General features: G+C 68.4%; 16 protein-coding genes. 7 read left to right on the forward strand and 9 right to left on the reverse strand.

Annotated features, from left to right (window positions below):
• Positions 1 to 256: 256 nt before the first annotated feature.
• Entirely contained in the window at positions 257 to 550 is a 294-nt protein-coding gene (locus tag ACX80W_RS06725) for a putative antibiotic biosynthesis monooxygenase (protein ID WP_459281617.1), read from the forward strand.
• Between the two features lie 201 nt (positions 551 to 751).
• On the opposite strand, the gene ACX80W_RS06730 is transcribed toward ACX80W_RS06725, so the two are convergent.
• The 7 genes from ACX80W_RS06730 to ACX80W_RS06760 form a co-directional block, all read right to left on the reverse strand.
• Complete coding sequence (locus tag ACX80W_RS06730; protein WP_459281619.1) at positions 752 to 1789, reverse strand: N-acetylglucosamine kinase; 1038 nt, start codon at positions 1787 to 1789, stop codon at positions 752 to 754.
• Positions 1777 to 3036 (reverse strand): 6-phospho-beta-glucosidase, encoded by a 1260-nt coding sequence (locus ACX80W_RS06735; RefSeq protein WP_459281621.1) that lies wholly within the window; start codon positions 3034 to 3036, stop codon positions 1777 to 1779. Before ACX80W_RS06735 ends, ACX80W_RS06730 begins: the two co-directional genes overlap by 13 nt.
• Positions 3037 to 3198: 162 nt before the next feature.
• Complete coding sequence (locus tag ACX80W_RS06740; protein WP_459281623.1) at positions 3199 to 3903, reverse strand: response regulator; 705 nt, start codon at positions 3901 to 3903, stop codon at positions 3199 to 3201.
• A complete protein-coding gene (locus ACX80W_RS06745; protein ID WP_459281625.1) occupies positions 3848 to 5173 on the reverse strand; it encodes a sensor histidine kinase in 1326 nt (441 codons plus the stop codon). The genes ACX80W_RS06740 and ACX80W_RS06745 overlap by 56 nt, the downstream gene beginning before the upstream one ends.
• Positions 5174 to 5207: 34 nt before the next feature.
• Entirely contained in the window at positions 5208 to 6089 is an 882-nt protein-coding gene (locus ACX80W_RS06750; RefSeq protein WP_459281627.1) for an ABC transporter permease, read from the reverse strand.
• Positions 6086 to 7036, reverse strand: a complete 951-nt coding sequence (locus ACX80W_RS06755; protein WP_459281629.1) for an ABC transporter ATP-binding protein — start codon at positions 7034 to 7036, stop codon at positions 6086 to 6088. The genes ACX80W_RS06750 and ACX80W_RS06755 overlap by 4 nt, the downstream gene beginning before the upstream one ends.
• Positions 7037 to 7193: 157 nt before the next feature.
• Positions 7194 to 7787 (reverse strand): LURP-one-related family protein, encoded by a 594-nt coding sequence (locus tag ACX80W_RS06760; RefSeq protein WP_459281631.1) that lies wholly within the window; start codon positions 7785 to 7787, stop codon positions 7194 to 7196.
• A gap of 211 nt (positions 7788 to 7998) precedes the next feature.
• On the opposite strand from ACX80W_RS06760, the gene ACX80W_RS06765 reads away from it, so the two are divergent.
• On the forward strand, positions 7999 to 8343 hold the full coding sequence (locus ACX80W_RS06765; protein ID WP_459281633.1) for a DUF6968 family protein: 345 nt from the start codon (positions 7999 to 8001) through the stop codon (positions 8341 to 8343).
• Between the two features lie 48 nt (positions 8344 to 8391).
• Here the strand turns inward: ACX80W_RS06765 and ACX80W_RS06770 are convergent, their stop codons facing one another.
• Positions 8392 to 9135 carry a FadR/GntR family transcriptional regulator gene (locus ACX80W_RS06770; RefSeq protein WP_459281635.1) on the reverse strand — a complete coding sequence of 248 codons (744 nt, stop codon included), beginning with the start codon at positions 9133 to 9135 and terminating at the stop codon, positions 8392 to 8394.
• A 209-nt stretch (positions 9136 to 9344) separates the two neighbouring features.
• On the opposite strand from ACX80W_RS06770, the gene eat reads away from it, so the two are divergent.
• From eat to ACX80W_RS06795, 5 genes are all read left to right on the forward strand, one after another.
• Positions 9345 to 10775, forward strand: coding sequence for an ethanolamine permease (gene eat, locus ACX80W_RS06775; protein ID WP_459281637.1), 1431 nt, complete (start codon positions 9345 to 9347; stop codon positions 10773 to 10775).
• Positions 10776 to 10842: 67 nt separating this feature from the next.
• Positions 10843 to 12219 carry a glutamine synthetase family protein gene (locus ACX80W_RS06780; RefSeq protein WP_459281639.1) on the forward strand — a complete coding sequence of 459 codons (1377 nt, stop codon included), beginning with the start codon at positions 10843 to 10845 and terminating at the stop codon, positions 12217 to 12219.
• Positions 12200 to 12958 (forward strand): gamma-glutamyl-gamma-aminobutyrate hydrolase family protein, encoded by a 759-nt coding sequence (locus ACX80W_RS06785; protein ID WP_459281641.1) that lies wholly within the window; start codon positions 12200 to 12202, stop codon positions 12956 to 12958. The genes ACX80W_RS06780 and ACX80W_RS06785 overlap by 20 nt, the downstream gene beginning before the upstream one ends.
• Positions 12939 to 14306, forward strand: a complete 1368-nt coding sequence (locus ACX80W_RS06790; protein WP_459281643.1) for an aldehyde dehydrogenase family protein — start codon at positions 12939 to 12941, stop codon at positions 14304 to 14306. Before ACX80W_RS06785 ends, ACX80W_RS06790 begins: the two co-directional genes overlap by 20 nt.
• 31 nt (positions 14307 to 14337) lie before the next feature.
• A complete protein-coding gene (locus tag ACX80W_RS06795) occupies positions 14338 to 15120 on the forward strand; it encodes a 3-oxoacyl-ACP reductase (protein ID WP_459281645.1) in 783 nt (260 codons plus the stop codon).
• Between the two features lie 18 nt (positions 15121 to 15138).
• On the opposite strand, the gene ACX80W_RS06800 is transcribed toward ACX80W_RS06795, so the two are convergent.
• Positions 15139 to 16053: a MurR/RpiR family transcriptional regulator gene (locus ACX80W_RS06800; RefSeq protein WP_459281647.1), complete on the reverse strand. Its 915-nt coding sequence runs from the start codon at positions 16051 to 16053 to the stop codon at positions 15139 to 15141.
• Between the last annotated feature and the right edge of the window lie 79 nt (positions 16054 to 16132).

The following is a 16132-nucleotide window of genomic DNA, read 5'->3' on the forward strand; positions in this document are numbered from 1 at the left end:
GATGAGAATCGTTCCGGCAGGAAGGGTCAACGGGGTGCACGGAATAAGCGCGGCCCCTCACCGCGTTGAATCGGCAACTGACCAATCAAGAGTCGCGGCGGCGGCAGCGCACCGCAGGATTTTCGGCAGCGGCAACCTGTGGCCGGTCAATTGGGCACCACCGCCCCTGCGAGAAACCTCCGCACCTCAACCGGGATCCCTTCGAGGCCCGTTCCGCTCCACTTCTTCACCCCTGAAAGACTCCCTAGGAGAAACAATGTCAGCCTCCACCACTTCCGCCTCCGCCTCGACCTCCACGAGCACCCCGCGCCGGCCCGCGCCGCCGAACACCCATCAGATGGCCCTGATCATCTGGCTGTCGGTCTTCCCGACCCTCACCGTCATCAACCTGGTCTTCGGCCAGTGGCTGGAGCTGCTGCACCCCGTCCTGCGCACCCTGGTCCTCGCCACGGTCGCGGTTCCCATCGTCATCTACGGCATCGTGCCCCGGCTGCTGCGCCTCCGCTCCCGCATTCTGACCCGCCGCCTGAACCGCAAGGCGCGCCGCTGAGCCCTGCCCCGGTGGGCAGTTGACACCGGATCGGCCACCAGCCGCGGCTGGTTCACCTCCAACGAAACGGGACCCGTGCACATCGCGCGGGTCCCGTTGGACGTTCTGGGACAAGTCCCCTATGCCGTTCCGCACCAAGGCTGAAAGTGATGCCGTGGCCCAGGAGATGTTCGAGCCCTTCCCCGCCAGGGAGTATCCCCGTCAGGGCGCTGGAGGATCGGCAGGTCCTGGTGGGTCCGGTTCCGGCAGAAGCTGCGCGAAGGAGGCCCGCACGCGGTTCTCGGTCTCCCGGCCCGCCCCGAGACGGTCCAATCCCAGCAGGGCGGCACCCGCAACGGGCGCCGAGGTGGTGGTGCGCGCGACGGCCAGCGGCGCGGCGCCCCGGAGACCATCGCGGATCCCGGCGTGAAGGAGCTCATTCCCGCTGGTGAGCACGCCCCCACCGAGGACCACGGTGGTGGGTGTGTCCAGCAGGTCCAGCCGCCGCAGCGCGGCACGGGCGAGGACAACGACTTCCTCCGCCTGCCGCTGCACGATCCGAACGGCGACCGCATCCCCTCTTTCCGAGGCCGCCCGCAACACCACCGGAGCGAGCGTTTGCAGTTCGGCAGGGTCAAGCCGGCCGTAGTGCAGGGCCTCGATCACGTCCTCGAGCGAGTCGGCGCGAAATTGCTCGGCGATGAGGCGGACCAGGGAGGTGGCTTCGCCCCTGCCGTCGATCGCCCGCGCCGCCCACCACAGTGCCTCGTCGCCGAGCTGCATCCCGCCGCCCCAGTCACCGGAAATCCGCCCCAGTGAGGGGAAGCGGGCCCGCCGTCCGTCCCGCGACACACCGACACAGTTGATTCCCGCACCGCACACCACGGCCGCCGCGTCCCGGTCATCCGTGCCCGCGCGCAGGAGCGCGAACGTGTCGTTATCCACGACGGTCTCGCGGGCCCAGCCCTTGGCCGCCAGCGCCTTCGTCAGCTCTGCCGTTTCACCCGGCAGGTCCGCTCCCGCGAGATAGACGCCGGCCGTGTGTGCAATACCCGCGGCACCGCTGTAACCGGCCTGGGCGGCGGCGCGGGCGACGAGCCCGTCGAGGAGCTCGACGCAGCCCTCGAGGCCCAGGAAGTGGGGCGAGGACCCGGGCCCCCGCACATGCGCAAGAATTTCCCCCGACGAATCGACCAGCGCAACATCCGTCTTGCTGTTGCCTCCGTCGATGGCCAGCACTGCGGCGTTCAACGTGCCCATGCCAGGTGCTGCCGGTTCGCCTTGAGCAACCGGTCGGTGAGCTGGTCGGCGAGGGCGGCCTGCCCCACGAGGGGGTGGGCGAGCAGGGCGCGGAAGACGCGGTCCCGCCCACCCCGCAGCGCGGCGTCCAGCGCCAGTTCCTCGTAGGCCGAGACGTGGGAGATCAATCCGGCATACAACGGATCGACCGGTTCCACCTTCGCCGGGGCCACCGCCGCCGAGGTGATCGTTCCGGGCACCTCGATGACGGCCTCCGCCGGCAGGAACGGGAAGGTAGCTCCGTTGCGGACGTTGACCACCTGGACGTCTCCGCGGTCGCCCATCAGTGAGGCGACCAGGTTGATGGCCGCCTCGGAGTAGAAAGCACCACCGCGTTCGGCCAGCAGTGCGGGTTTCTCGTTCAGGGACTCATCCGCGTACATCGCCAGGAGCTTCTGCTCAATTTCCGCCACCCGCTGCCCGCGGGAGGGCTCCCGGCGCTGCTCCTCGACGACGGCATCGTGCTGGTAGAAGTAGCGGAGGTAGTAGGAAGGGACGGAACCCAGCCGGGTCAGCAGGTTCTCGGGAAGGTGCAGGTGCCCTGCGATGGCGGCCGCGTGCCGATCCAGGAGCAGAGGCAGCTGGTCCACGCCGTCGAGCCGCACCTCCCGCTCCCACGTGAGGTGGTTCAGGCCCACGTGGTCCAGCTCGATGCGGTCGGGGGACACCTCGAGCAGCCGCGCGAAGTATCTCTGCAGGCCGATGGCCACATTGCACAGGCCGACGGCGCGGTGGCCGGCGTCGAGCAGGGCGCGCGTCACGATGCCCACCGGGTTGGTGAAGTCGACGATCCAGGCACCGGGTGCGGCAAGGCGGCGCACCCGCTCGGCGACGTCGAGCACCACGGGAACCGTGCGCAGCGCCTTCGCGAGCCCTCCCGCCCCTGTGGTTTCCTGGCCGAGGCACCCGCACTCGAGCGGCCAGGTCTCATCACCGATCCGGGCCGCCTGGCCGCCGACGCGCAGCTGGATCAGGACCACGGCGGCATCCGTTACCGCGGCATCAAGGTCGGTTGTGGCGATCACCGTGGCCGGGTGGCCCGCCCGCGCGAGAATCCGGCGGGCCAGGCCGGCGACGAGCTCCAGCCGCCCGGCGGCGGGATCGGTCAGCACCAGTTCATCGATGGACAGCGACCCGCGGAGGCGCGCTATGCCGTCGATCAGTTCGGGCGTATACGTCGAGCCTCCGCCGACGACCGTCATCCTCATGCCCTACCCGCTCCTCACTGAATCGGTTCGCCCTACGGCCCGATGCCCGCACCATCGCAGAACGAATCCTGCGGAGGCAGCCTGGTCGAGGAGTCTAGCCGACCCTCCCGGTGTCCGCGGTCAGGTGGTGCCCCGCGGGCAGCGGAGTCCCGCAGGATGTGTTCAGGCAGCCGGCCCAGGTACCACGATCCCGTTCTCGTACGCATACACCACGGCCTGCACCCGGTCCCGCAGGCCAAGCTTCATCAGGATCCGCCGCACGTGGGTCTTCACCGTCGCCTCCGAGAGGAAGAACCGCTTCGCCAACTCCGCGTTCGACAGTCCCCCCGCCACCGCTTCGAGGACCTCGCGCTCCCGCGGCGTCAGGTCGGCCAGCCGCTTGTCAGGCTCCGGGGGAGCCGCCGACGCCGGCGGCAGCGACCGTACGTAGGTCTCCAGCAGCCGTTGGGTGACCCGCGGGGCGACGACGGCGTCCCCGCTGGCGACCACGCGCACCGCCTGGACAAGCTCCGTCGGTGCCACATCCTTGAGCAGGAACGCCGACGCCCCGGCCTGCAGCCCGGCGAACGCGTACTCATCGAGGTCGAAGGTGGTGAGGATGATGACCCGCGATGAGGCACCGGTGGCGGTGATCCGCCGCGTGGCCTCGATCCCGTCACCCCGCGGCATCCGCACATCCATGAGGATCACATCGGGGACCAGTTGGGCCGCGAGGCGCACTGCCTCCTCCCCGGTGGAGGCCTCCCCCACCACCTCGAGGTCCGGCTCGCCCTCGAGGATCAGCCGGAAGCCCATCCTCAGCAGCGGCTGGTCATCGGCCAGCAGGATTCGAATGGGAGCGCCCGGCGTGCTGGGAGGTAGCGTCATCGTTCTCTTTCGTCAGTCGGTGTCCCGCGCCGTCGCCGGCGTCGGGCACGGTCAGTTGCACCTCGACCAGCCAGCCGCCCGAGGGCCGGGGGCCGCTTTCGGCGGTGCCTCCGTAGATCGCGGCGCGCTCCCGCATCCCGGCGATGCCCTGGCCCGAGCCGACGGACACCGTTGGGCCCATGGCGCCCCGGCCGTCGTCGGTGATCCGCAGCGTGACCCGGTCCCCGGTCCTCGCGATGGAGACCTCAACCGCGGTGACGCTCTTGCCGTAGCGCAGCACATTCGTCAGGGATTCCTGGAGAATCCGGTACACGGTGAGCTGGAACGCCGGGTCCTCCGGGAGCCGGGGGCCGCTGCTCGCCACCCGCAGCGGCAGACCCGCCGCACGGAAGCCGTCGAGCAGCTGCGCCAGCGAACCCGACGCCGGCAGCGGCTCGCGCGACCCTCCCTGCGCCTCGAGGCGCAGGACACCGAGCACCCGGCGCATGTCCGCGATGGCCGCGCGGCCCGTTCCGGAAAGCTCTCCGAGGACGGCGGCGGCGCGGCCGGGGTCGCGTTTCAGAACGACGGCGGCGCCGTCGGCGAGCGCCACCATCACGGTGAGGGAGTGCGCGACGACGTCGTGCATCTCCCGCGCGATGCGGTTCCGTTCGCTGGCCGAGGCAAGCTCCGCGTTGCGGGCGGCCCACCCGCGCACCTCCTGCTCGTGCTCGCGGTCCCGGCGGACCGTGATGCCGATGCCGACGGCGATGGCCAGGAACAGGACGAGGAAACCAGCGACCAGGAAGACGACACCCGGCGCCCCGTCGGACCTCCCGTCGGGGACGAGGAAGAGGGCACTGACCGCCAGGACGGTTGCGCCGGCCGCCGCGGCGAGCGTCCTGCCCAGCGGATAGGCCGTGGCCACGGTGTACAGGGCGGCGAGAACGGCCGCGCTGATGCTGCCGGCCCCTTCGGTAAGGAAGCTGGCGACGGGCTCGAGCAGCGCGACGAAGGCCAGGACGGCCAGCGGGTAGGACCGGCGGATGGCGAGGGCACCGGCCGCCAGCACGACGCCGGGCAGGCCCAACCAGTTGCCTGCCTCCCCGATGAGGGAGAGCGCGTTGGGAAGGGACCACACCAGGAAGAGAAGGACGACGACGGCGTCCATAACGCGCGGGTGCCGGCCGAAGTACCGCCGGAGGGGTCCACGCCTTCGGGTGCTGAACTCGGTGGGGAAGTCCGCGGCCGTCCGTTCCGCCGGCTCCCCCACCGAGGGCGTGTCTCTCATGGTTTTCGGTCCATGGAGTGAGTGTACGGGCGGACTAGACATCCCGCTTCTTAGTGACGAGAAGGGAGGTGGCCAGGAGCAGGAGTGCCCACCCGCCCAGCACCAGCGCACCCTGCCACTGGGTGAAGGCGCCGTCGGCGATCGAGGTGGCGACCATCTGGTCCGCACCCGAGCTTGGAAGGAACCGCGCAGCGTCGGCGGCCCATTCGGTACCGGCGCCGAAGAGGGTGAACAGGATCGGCAGGACCAGCAGGACGCCGACCGAGGTGACGATGCCGCCGGCGGTGTTGCGGATCAGCGTGCCGATCGACATGGCGACGACGGAGACGAGGGCAAGCACGGAGCCCGTGTTCAGGATGTGCAGAAGCACTCCGTCATCGCCGAGGGCGAAGCCGAGGCCCGCGGTGTCCAGGATCGGCTGCGCGACGAAATAGCCGACCAGGGCCGAGCCGGCGCCGACTCCGAAGGAGATGGCGGCCATCACGGACTGCTTGGCCAGCAGGGCCACGCTCCGGCGGGGAACGGTCACCATCGTGGAGCGGATCATGCCGGTCCCCCACTCCGAGGCGATGAGCACCACTGCGAGCGAGGCTATCAGTAGTTGACCGAAGGCGAGGCCGGACCCGGGGACACCGAACGCGGTGGATGCGGCGTCGGTCTGCCCTTGCAGCTGCGCCGCCAGCTCCGGATCGCCCTCGAAATCGAGCAGCACCGTGGTCTGCCAGGCGAGCAGCGCGGCAAGACCGATCATGACGGCGGTGGTCAGAACGATCAGGATGACCGTCGAGGGTACCGAGGTGATCTTGATCCACTCGGATTTCAGGACCCGGCCGAAGGTGACGCCGGAGCCCGTTTCGCCGCGCGGGCGCGGGCTCTGGTCGGCGGGGGCGGGTGCGGTTGAGGTGATCGTGGTCATGCTCGGTGTCCTTCGGTTGCCGCAACAAGGCCGCCGGAGGGCAGTCCGTGCGAGGAGTATTCGATGTCGGAGGAGGTGAGCTGCAGGTAGGCGTCCTCGAGGGACAGTTGCAGCGGGGTGAGTTCGTAGACGAGGACCCGTTCCCGGAGGGCGATTTCCGCGATGCGGCGCGCGTCGACCCCGGTGACCTCGAGCAGTTCGGGCTCGAGGAGCTGTGAGGAGACGCCGTCGGCGGCGAGGCTGCCGAGGAGGTCCTGTGGTCGGTCCGCCCGCACCCGGATGCGGGCGGTGCCCTGCCCGTCGATGATCGACTGGAGAGGGGCGTCGGCGATGATGCGTCCGCGCCCGATGACGATGAGGTGGTCGGCCGTGAGCGCCATTTCCGACATGAGGTGCGAGGAGAGGAAGACGGTGCGCCCTTCCGCGGCGAGGCCCCGGGCCAGGTGGCGGACCCACTGGACGCCCTCCGGGTCGAGGCCGTTGACCGGTTCGTCGAGGATCACCGTGGCGGGGTCCCCCAGGAGGGCCGCGGCGATCCCGAGGCGCTGGCCCATGCCGAGCGAGAACCCGCCGATGCGCTTGTTCGCCACCGGGCCGAGGCCGGCCAGTTCAATGACCTCCTTGACCCGGCGGTTCGGGATGCCGTGGGTCGCGGCCAGGGCACGCAGGTGGGTGTGGGCCGAGCGCTTGGGGTGGACCGCCTTGGCATCCAGCAACGCCCCCAGTTCCCGCAGCGGTGCCTTGTGCGCGGCGTAGGGCAGGCCGTTAACGGTGGCCCGCCCGGCACTCGGGTTGTCGAGGCCGACGATCATCCGCACCGTGGTGGACTTGCCGGCACCGTTCGGCCCGAGGAACCCCGTCACCCTGCCGGGCTGCACGGTGAACGACACGGCGTCTACGGCGGTCCGGGTGCCGTACCTCTTGGAAAGTGCCTGTGCCTCGATCATTGCTGTGTCCTTCTTGCATTGGAATGCGGTGGGTGGGCCTGCCGCTGCAGGGTTGTTTCAACAGTAGGTTTCCGGCGGGGCGGGGTAACCGGCCTGAGGGATGGTCCCCGACCGGCCCGGCGTACGCCTTTTGGAGGACGCCGCGGGCCGCGCCGGATTACCGCGCCTGCAGCGCGTCGAGGGCTACGGCCAGGGCGGCAGCGACCCGCCCATCCACCTTCCCGCCGGGAACCGTCACGCGGTAGCTGTCGCGGAGGGAGCGACGGCGTTCCGACGTCATCACGGGCCGGCCGGCCGGGTCGAGGAAGTCGAAGTGGAACAGGAACGGGGACGGGAGGAAGTCGGCGATGGGCGTCAGGTCCCACAACCGCCGGGCCACGGCCACGCCGGCGCTGCGTTCACTTCCCGCAGCCTCCAGTCCCGGGGCATGGAGGTGCCAGGTCGAGCGGAACAGGGACCTGCCGAAGTCCTTTCGGAAGCTGCCGATCGGCCGGCCGTCGGCGTCGAGCACATCGTAGGTTGCCCCCAGGTCAAGGCGCTGCCGTGCTTGAAAGGAGAACAGCGGGGTGCTTCTCGCCTCGTCGGCGTAGAAGGTGACCTGTTCCCGGAAGGCCGCCCGCTTCTGCTGGGCGACGGCAAGCAGGTCGCCCGGGCCACCGGTGTCATCCGTCATACGGATCTCGTAGCGGTTCACCAGAACGGTGATCTTCTGCACGAGGGTGAAGGTTTCGACGTGTTGCAGTAATTCCATTGTTCTTTTTTCCTCAGGATCGCCTCAGCACCGGTCGCGGTGCTATGGGGGTGATTCATTGACCCCAAAAGCGTAGGTACGCGGGGTATGCCGGCGCGTCAGCAGTAGGAGGGAGATTCCGGCGCCCCGGCGTCATCGTTGTTGCTGACCTTCGGGGGCACCCCGCTTCAGGGCGGGCGGCCGGCAGGAACTCCTGATAGGACTGGATCCTGTGAACGGTCCTGATTCGCCCACCTACCCCTTCGACCCCTCGCGCGTCATCGCGTCGCGGTCCCTGACGAAGGCCGACGGCGGTGAGGTCACGGTCCACCTCTGTGCGCCGCAACGCATGCAGGATGCCCCCGGCGACTGGTACTGCGCTTTCCGGATCGAGGATCCGGGTGCGGACAACCCGGACGGGTACGCGCTGGGCATCGACGCGGTTCAGGCACTGCTGCTGGCCACGGTGACAATCGGTGACAGATTGTCGCTGTATGCGCAGCCCCTTACCTTTCTCGGCGGCCCCGGATTGAGATTTCCCCGGACGCCGGAGGACGGCAGCGATCTTCCCCTGTAACCGGCCGCTGCGGTGGACGCACTCCTCGCGAGCCCTACCCGTTCGCCGTCAGGCAGAATCCCCGCCGGCAGGGGAGGTGCCCAAGAATCCATGCAGCAGCGAAGCCGTCCCCTGCAGGTGGTCCTGGGTGACCCGGAATGCCTCCTCATGGTCGCCGCGCAGGATGGCCTCGACAATCTTCTGGTGCTGCCGGTTGGAGTGCTCCAGGTTCGGCTCCAGCAGGGGTATGCGGTCCAGGAGGTCACTCACCCTCGCACGGGCGTCGGCCACCGCGGCCACCAGGCTTGGGGAGCCACTGACTTCCGCTATCGCCACGTGGAATCGAGCGTCTTTGGGCCGGTATGCCTCGGCCGGGGCCCCCGCCACCTCCGCCAGGGTATCCAGCAGGTGCCTGCGCTGGAAGGGCGACAGCCTGGCCCTGGCGGCCAGCGACGCCGCCGCCGGCTCGAGTACGCCGCGGAAAATCAGGACGTCCTCCACCTCATCAGGGCCAATATCCGGCAGCTTTCCCGACTCCTGAGGCCGACCCCGTGAGATGTAGGTGCCTCCGTAACGGCCCCGCTGAACCTCGACGTATCCCGCTTTCTGAAGCTCGGCCAGGGCCTCGCGCAGGGTTGCGCGGGATACGCCCAGCAGGTCGGCGAGCTCCCGCTCGGCGGGCAGCTTATCGCCGGCCGCAAGCAGACCCAGCTTGATGTTCTGCAGAAGCCGTTCGATCGTTTCCTCGAAGGCATTCCCGTGCCGCACCGGGCGGAGGAACCGGGCTGCACCGTCGAAGAATTCGGCTTCCATTCCCCCATCCTATTCCGGCCTGAAAACAGACCTATGACCGCCTGGTTGACGTTCAATCCCGCGCCGGCGGGAGACCCAAGGCGGTCCGGTGGGACGCGGTACCGGGCGGGCGATAGGGCCCTATTGACGCCTGCCGTGATCTACCTCACACTAAGACCAAATTCATGGACTATTAACAGACCATTGAGCCCTCGCGTGAAGGGAAGACCATGTCAACGTCGAACCGGCCGGATGCGGAAAGCAAGTACCTCGAACAGCGCCAGCTCAAACGCGGAGCCGCCGGGTGGGTCCTGCTGGCCGGCCTTGGGGTGGCCTACGTCATCTCCGGTGATTTCGCGGGATGGAACCTCGGCCTGGCGGAGGGCGGCTGGGGCGGGCTCCTGATCGCCTTCGTACTGATGGGCATCATGTACACCTGCATGGTGTTCGGGCTCGCCGAACTGTCCTCGACCCTGCCCGCGGCCGGCGCCGGGTACGGCTTTGCCCGCCGGGCGCTGGGACCCCTCGGAGGATTCGCCACCGGAATGGCGGTGCTGATCGAGTACGCCGTGGCGCCGGCCGCCATTGCCATCTTCATCGGTGGGTACATCGAGGCCCTGGGCCTCTTCGGGCTGACAAATTCCTGGCCCGTCTACCTGGTGGCATACGCCATCTTCGTCGGGATCCATCTCCGCGGAGTGGGTGAAGCCCTCCGGTTGATCTTCGGAATCACCGCCATTGCGGTCGTGGCCCTGGTCGCGGTCGTCATCGGCCTCATTCCCCACTTCAGCGTGGGCAACCTCTTCGACATCGTGCCCGACGGATCGCCGGCCTCGAGTGCGTTCCTTCCCATGGGCATCAGCGGCGTCGTGGCCGCCCTCGTCTACGGGATCTGGTTCTTCCTCGCCATCGAAGGTGTCCCGCTCGCCGCCGAGGAGACCGCCGACCCGAAGAAGGACATGCCACGCGGCATCATCGCCGCCATGCTGATCCTGGTGGTCTTCGGGGCACTGATGCTCGTCCTGGTTCCCGGCGCAGCCGGCTCGGAAGCCATGAGCACCTCCGACAACCCCCTTCCCGAGGCCCTTCGCCTGGCCTACGGCGGTAACTCCATCCTCGCCGAATTCGTCAACTACGCGGGCCTGGCAGGACTGATCGCCAGCTTCTTCTCGATCATCTACGCGTACTCGCGGCAGTTGTTCGCGCTCTCGCGGGCCGGCTACCTTCCCCGCTGGCTGTCGCTGACGGGCAAGCGGCGCACCCCTTACTGGTCGCTGATCATTCCCGGCACCATCGGCTTCATCCTCGCGGCGGCCACCGGCAACGGGGGGCTCCTCATCAACATCGCGGTCTTCGGAGCCACCGTCTCCTACGTTCTGCTCAACCTCTCCCATATCGTGCTGCGGAAGAAGGAACCGGATCTTCCCCGGGGATACCGGACCCCCGGCGGGGTCGTCACGACCTCCGTCGCCCTGGCCCTGGCCACCGTCGCCGTCGTCGCCACCTTCGTCGTCGACGTCCTTGCAGCATCGATCACGGCGGGGATCTTCGTCGCCGCCCTCCTCTACTACTGGTTCTACAGCCGGCACCGCATCGTCGCCGGCGCCCCGGAGGAGGAGTTCGCACAACTCGCCGCCGCCGAGGCGGAACTGAAGAAGTGAAGAACTGAGCGCCGGGCCGGCGCGCTTGAACCCATCCATGAACCAGAACCGAAGTGACGGATATCCAATGACTGATCAATTAGCGAATCTCCAGGCCCCGTTGAGCGTCGAGGAACTCCGGGACAAGGTGGCCGCGGGTGAGATCGACACCGTGGTGGTCGCCATCACCGACTCCCTGGGCCGGCTCCAGGGCAAGCGCTGCGGAGCCCGGTCCTTCCTCGAGGATGTGCTGGGCCACGGCGCGGAAGGCTGCAACTACCTCCTGTCCGTGGACGTGGAGATGAACACCATCGACGGCTACGCGATGTCGTCATGGGAGAACGGCTATGGGGACATGGCCATGCGGCCGGACATCTCCACGCTGCGGCTCGTCCCCTGGCTGCCGGGCACGGCGATGGTGCAGTGCGACATCCTCTGGCTCGATGACCGCCCGGTGAGTCAATCGCCCCGCCAGATCCTCAGGGCACAGATCGAACGGCTTGAAGCGCTGGGCTACCGTGCCCACATCGGCACCGAACTCGAGTTCATCATGTTCGACGACACCTACGAGGAGGCCTGGAACAAAAACTACGACGGGTTGACCCCCGCCTCCCGGTACAACGTTGACTACTCACTCCTTGCAACAGCGAGACTCGAGCCGGTGATCCGCAGCATCCGCACGGGCATGGAAAAGGCCGGCCTGATCGTGGAGTCGTCCAAGGGCGAATGCAATTTCGGCCAGCAGGAAATCACCTTTCGGTACCGGGAGGCGCTGGCAGCCTGTGACAACCACGCCTTCTACAAGCACGGGGCCAAGGAAATCGCTGCCCAGCAGGGCAAGAGCATCACCTTCATGGCCAAATACAACGAACGCGAGGGCAGTTCCTGCCATATCCACTTCAGCCTCACCGATCTGGAGGGGAACCCGGTGCTGCCCGGCGAGGGCGAGCACGGCTTCAGCCCGGTGATGGAGCATTTCGTCGCCGGCCAGTTGGCCGCCCTGAAGGAGATGGCCTACTTCCTGGCACCCAACATCAACTCCTACAAGCGGTTCGTCGAGGGCAGCTTTGCTCCCACCGCGATCGCGTGGGGCATGGATAACCGCAGCTGCGCCCTGCGCATCGTCGGGCACGGCAAGGGCCTCCGGGTGGAAAACCGTGTCGGCGGTGGAGACGTCAACCCCTACCTCGCGGCCGCCTCACTCATCGCTGCGGCCATCCACGGCATTGAGAACGAACTTCCGCTCGAACCCATCACCAAGGGAAACGCCTACCAGTCGGGTGCCGACCGGATCCCCACCACCCTGCGTGACTCGCGCGCCCTGCTTGCCGCAAGCGAAATTGCCCGCAAGGCCTTCGGCGACGAGGTGGTGGAGCACTACCTGCATGCCGCCGACGTTGAACTGAAGGCCTATGACGGCGCCGTGACCGACTGGGAGCGCAAGCGTGTCTTTGAACGCCTCTGAGCCGCCCCGGCCGCGGATCGGGCTGACGACCTACTACCAGGAGGCTGAATGGGGGGTGTGGAAGTCCGATGCCGCACTCCTCCCGGGCACCTATGTCCAGGCGGTGGTGGCCGCGGGCGGCACCCCGGTCCTCCTCCCGCCGGTCGGCAGTGATCCATCGATCGTCGACCTGCTCGATGGACTGATCATCTCGGGCGGGACCGACGTCGACCCGGAGCACTACGGAGCGGTGCCGCACCCGCAGACCCGGGCCCAACCGTCCCGGGACCGCCACGACCTGTCCCTGACCCGTGCGGCGCTGGCCGCCGAGGTGCCCCTGTTCTCCATCTGCAGGGGAGCCCAGGTGCTCAATGTCGCCCTCGGCGGAACGCTGATCCAGCACATCCCGGAGGTGAACCCGGACGCCCAATACCAGCCGGCGCCCGGGGTGTTCGGCGAAGTCGAATTCGCCACCGCGCCGGGAAGTATCAGTGAAGACCTGCTGGGGCCGCGCGCCACGGCCCCCTGCTACCACCACCAGGCCATCGACCGGGTCGCCGCGGGCCTCCGCATCACTGCGTCAGCACCCGACGGCACCATCGAGGCTGTCGAAACGACATCGGGGGGATGGGTTCTCGGCGTCCAGTTCCACCCCGAACAGAATCCCGACGACCTGCGGCTGTTCGAGGGATTCATCGAAGCCGCCCGCGCCTACCGCAGGACACGAACGGAGGGCATTCATGTCGAGCAGCACGTTTGACGTCCTGAACCCGGCCACCGAGGAGGTGATCGAAACCGTCGCCCTGGCCGGCCTGGCGGACACCGACCGGGCCATCGAACGGGCCGCGCTGGCTTTCGAGACGTGGCGCCACGTTGCACCGGCGGACCGTGCCCTGCTCCTGCGCCGTTTTTCGGCCGCCGTGGACGCCGACCTGGAGAACCTCGCCCGGCTGGAGGTACGCAACGCGGGCCACACCATCGGCAACGCCCGCTGGGAGGCCGGGAACGTCCGGGACGTCCTGGCCTACTACTCGGGCGCCCCGGAACGCCACCTCGGCCAGCAGATTCCCGTGGCCGGAGGGGTCAACGTCACCTTCAACGAGCCCCTCGGCGTCGTGGGGATCATCGTGCCGTGGAACTTCCCGATGCCGATCGCGGCCTGGGGGTTCGCTCCCGCCCTGGCTGCCGGCAACACTGTGGTCCTGAAGCCTGCCGAACTGACCCCCCTGACGGCCCTGCGGATCGGGCAGTTGGCCCGGGAAGCGGGCCTGCCCGAGGGAGTGCTGCAGATCCTGCCGGGCAAGGGCGCCGTGGTTGGCGAGCGGTTCGTCACGCATCCGGTGGTGCGGAAGGTGGTATTCACCGGCTCCACAGCGGTGGGCAAGCGGATCATGGCCGGCTGCGCCGACCAGGTCAAGCCCGTCACTTTGGAACTCGGCGGCAAGAGCGCCAACATCATCTTCGGCGACGCCGACCTGGAGGCGGCGGCCGCCGCGGCCCCCGGGGCGGCCTTCGACAACGCCGGCCAGGACTGCTGTGCCCGCTCCCGGATCCTCGTCGAGCACAGTGTGTACGAGAGGTTCCTGGAACTCCTGGAACCGGTGGTGAAAGCCCTGAGGGTCGGAGACCCGCACGACGAAACCTCGTTCATGGGCCCGTTGATTTCCGCCGCCCAGCGTGAGACGGTGTCCGGTTTCGTGCCCTCCGGCGCACCCATCGCCTTCCAGGGCGCGGCGCCGGGTGGCAAAGGGTTCTGGTTCCCGCCGACTGTGTTGACCCCGTCCCGGGAGGACAGGGTGATGCGCGAGGAAATCTTCGGGCCGGTCGTTGCCGTGGTTCCCTTCCGGGACGAAGCCGACGCGCTTCGACTCGCCAACGATTCGATCTACGGGCTCTCCGGGTCGATCTGGACCCGGGACGTCGGACGCGCCCTTCGGATGGCCCGCGGCCTCGACTCGGGGAACTTGTCGGTCAACTCCCATTCCTCCGTCCGGTACTCCACCCCCTTCGGAGGTTTCAAGCAGTCGGGGTTGGGCCGGGAACTCGGGCCCGACGCCCTCGACTCCTTCACCGAAACCAAGAACGTCTTCATCGCCACCCAGCCGTGAGACCGGCCAACGCCAGCATAAGGAATATCGAATGACCGAGCAGATCATCTCCAACCGCCTCGAGGGCCGCAGCGCCGTCATCACCGGCGGCGCCAGCGGCATCGGCCTGGCGACCGCCCGCAGGTTCGCCGCGGAAGGAGCCCGCGTCGTCATCGCCGACGTTGACCCGACCTCGGGCCTGCGCGCCGCCGAGGAGGTCGGCGGCCTGTTCGTGAAGGTCGACGTGACGAGCGAAGAAGAGGTGAAGAACCTCTACGCCGCCACCAACGAGACCTATGGGCGGGTCGACATCGCCTTTAACAACGCCGGGATCGCCCCCGCGTCGGACGCCTCGATCCTGGAGACCGGCATCGAGGCGTGGCGCAGGGTGCAGGAGGTCAACCTCACGTCGGTGTTCTACTGCTGCAAGTACGCCCTTCCGTACATGCAGGCCCAGGGCAAGGGCTCGATCATCAACACGGCGTCGTTCGTCGCCGTCCTGGGTGCCGCGACATCGCAGATCTCCTACAGCGCCTCCAAGGGCGGCGTCCTCGCCATGAGCCGCGAGCTCGGTGTTGAGTTCGCGCGTCAGGGGATCCGCGTCAACGCCCTCTGCCCGGGCCCGGTCAACACCCCCCTGCTGAAGGAGCTCTTCGCCAAGGACCCCGAGAAGGCCGCCCGGCGCCTCATCCACATTCCGATGGGCCGTTTCGCGGAGCCCGAGGAACTGGCTGCCGCCGCTGCGTTCCTGGCCAGCGACGACTCATCCTTCATCACCGCCTCCACCTTCCTGGTGGACGGCGGGATCTCCGGCGCCTATGTCACCCCCGAGTAAGGCCGGAAACGCCGTCCCTCAGGTTCGGGCGGCGGTGTCCTCGGGGTCGATCTCCCGCCGGTACTCCCAGTGGGGAACCAGCGTGTCAACGAACGCGCCGTAGCGTTCGAACCGGGCCCGCGAGGCTTCCGACGTGAGGTCCACCACCCGGGCGGTGAGCGCCTCGACCACCGCCATGGCCGCCACGTAGGACTCAAACGGCCGCGGCGCCCCCACCGACGCCGGCAGCACGGCGCCCGCCACGTCGGCCAGGGGGGACAGCCAAGGGTCCGTGAAGAGGATGAGCTTCGCGCCCTGGTCGACGAGCGCCCGACCGAATTTCTCCGTTTCGGCCTCGTAGCGCCGGAAGTCGAAAGCGACCGCCGTCGTGCGTTTGTCCGCATCACACAGTGCCGCCACGCGCCGGGTGCGTGCGTCATCGACGAATTCGACCCCCGGCCGCAGTTCCTGGAGCATGGCGGCGAGGTGCCGGGCCAGGGAGGAACTAAACCATCCACCGAAGACGAGGACCTTGCGGCGCGGATCGGCCAGCAGCTCCGCCGCCGTCGTCAGGTCCTCGGGGGACAGCCGGGTCATGGTGTCCGAGATCGCCGCGTTGAGGGTGGCGGAAAAGTCGTGGAGCGCACCCCCCTGCGCTGCCTGCGTCTCGGGGTACAGCTCGACGGGCGTCGTCACGCGGGCGACCACCTCGACCTTCACCGCGTCCTGGAACTCCGCATAGGTGGCGTAGCCCAGGTGGTTCACGAAGCGGATCACCGTGGGCCCGCTGACCTGGGCCAGGCGGGCGAGCTTGGTCGAGGAGGCAAGCCCCGTCGCCGCCGGCCCGCCGAGCAGGGTCCGCGCCACCTTGCGCTCCGCGGCCGACATCCCGGACAGCTGGCGCCGGATGCTCTCGAACACGGGAAGACCCGCCGTGCCTTGCTGGTCGGACATGCCTTACCTCCGTAAATGCATCCGCTTCAAACCGGCCGGGCCTCCCGGAACTGGGAGCCATGCTACTGTCCGAACCCCG

This window comes from Arthrobacter melezitosi, from assembly GCF_054511055.1.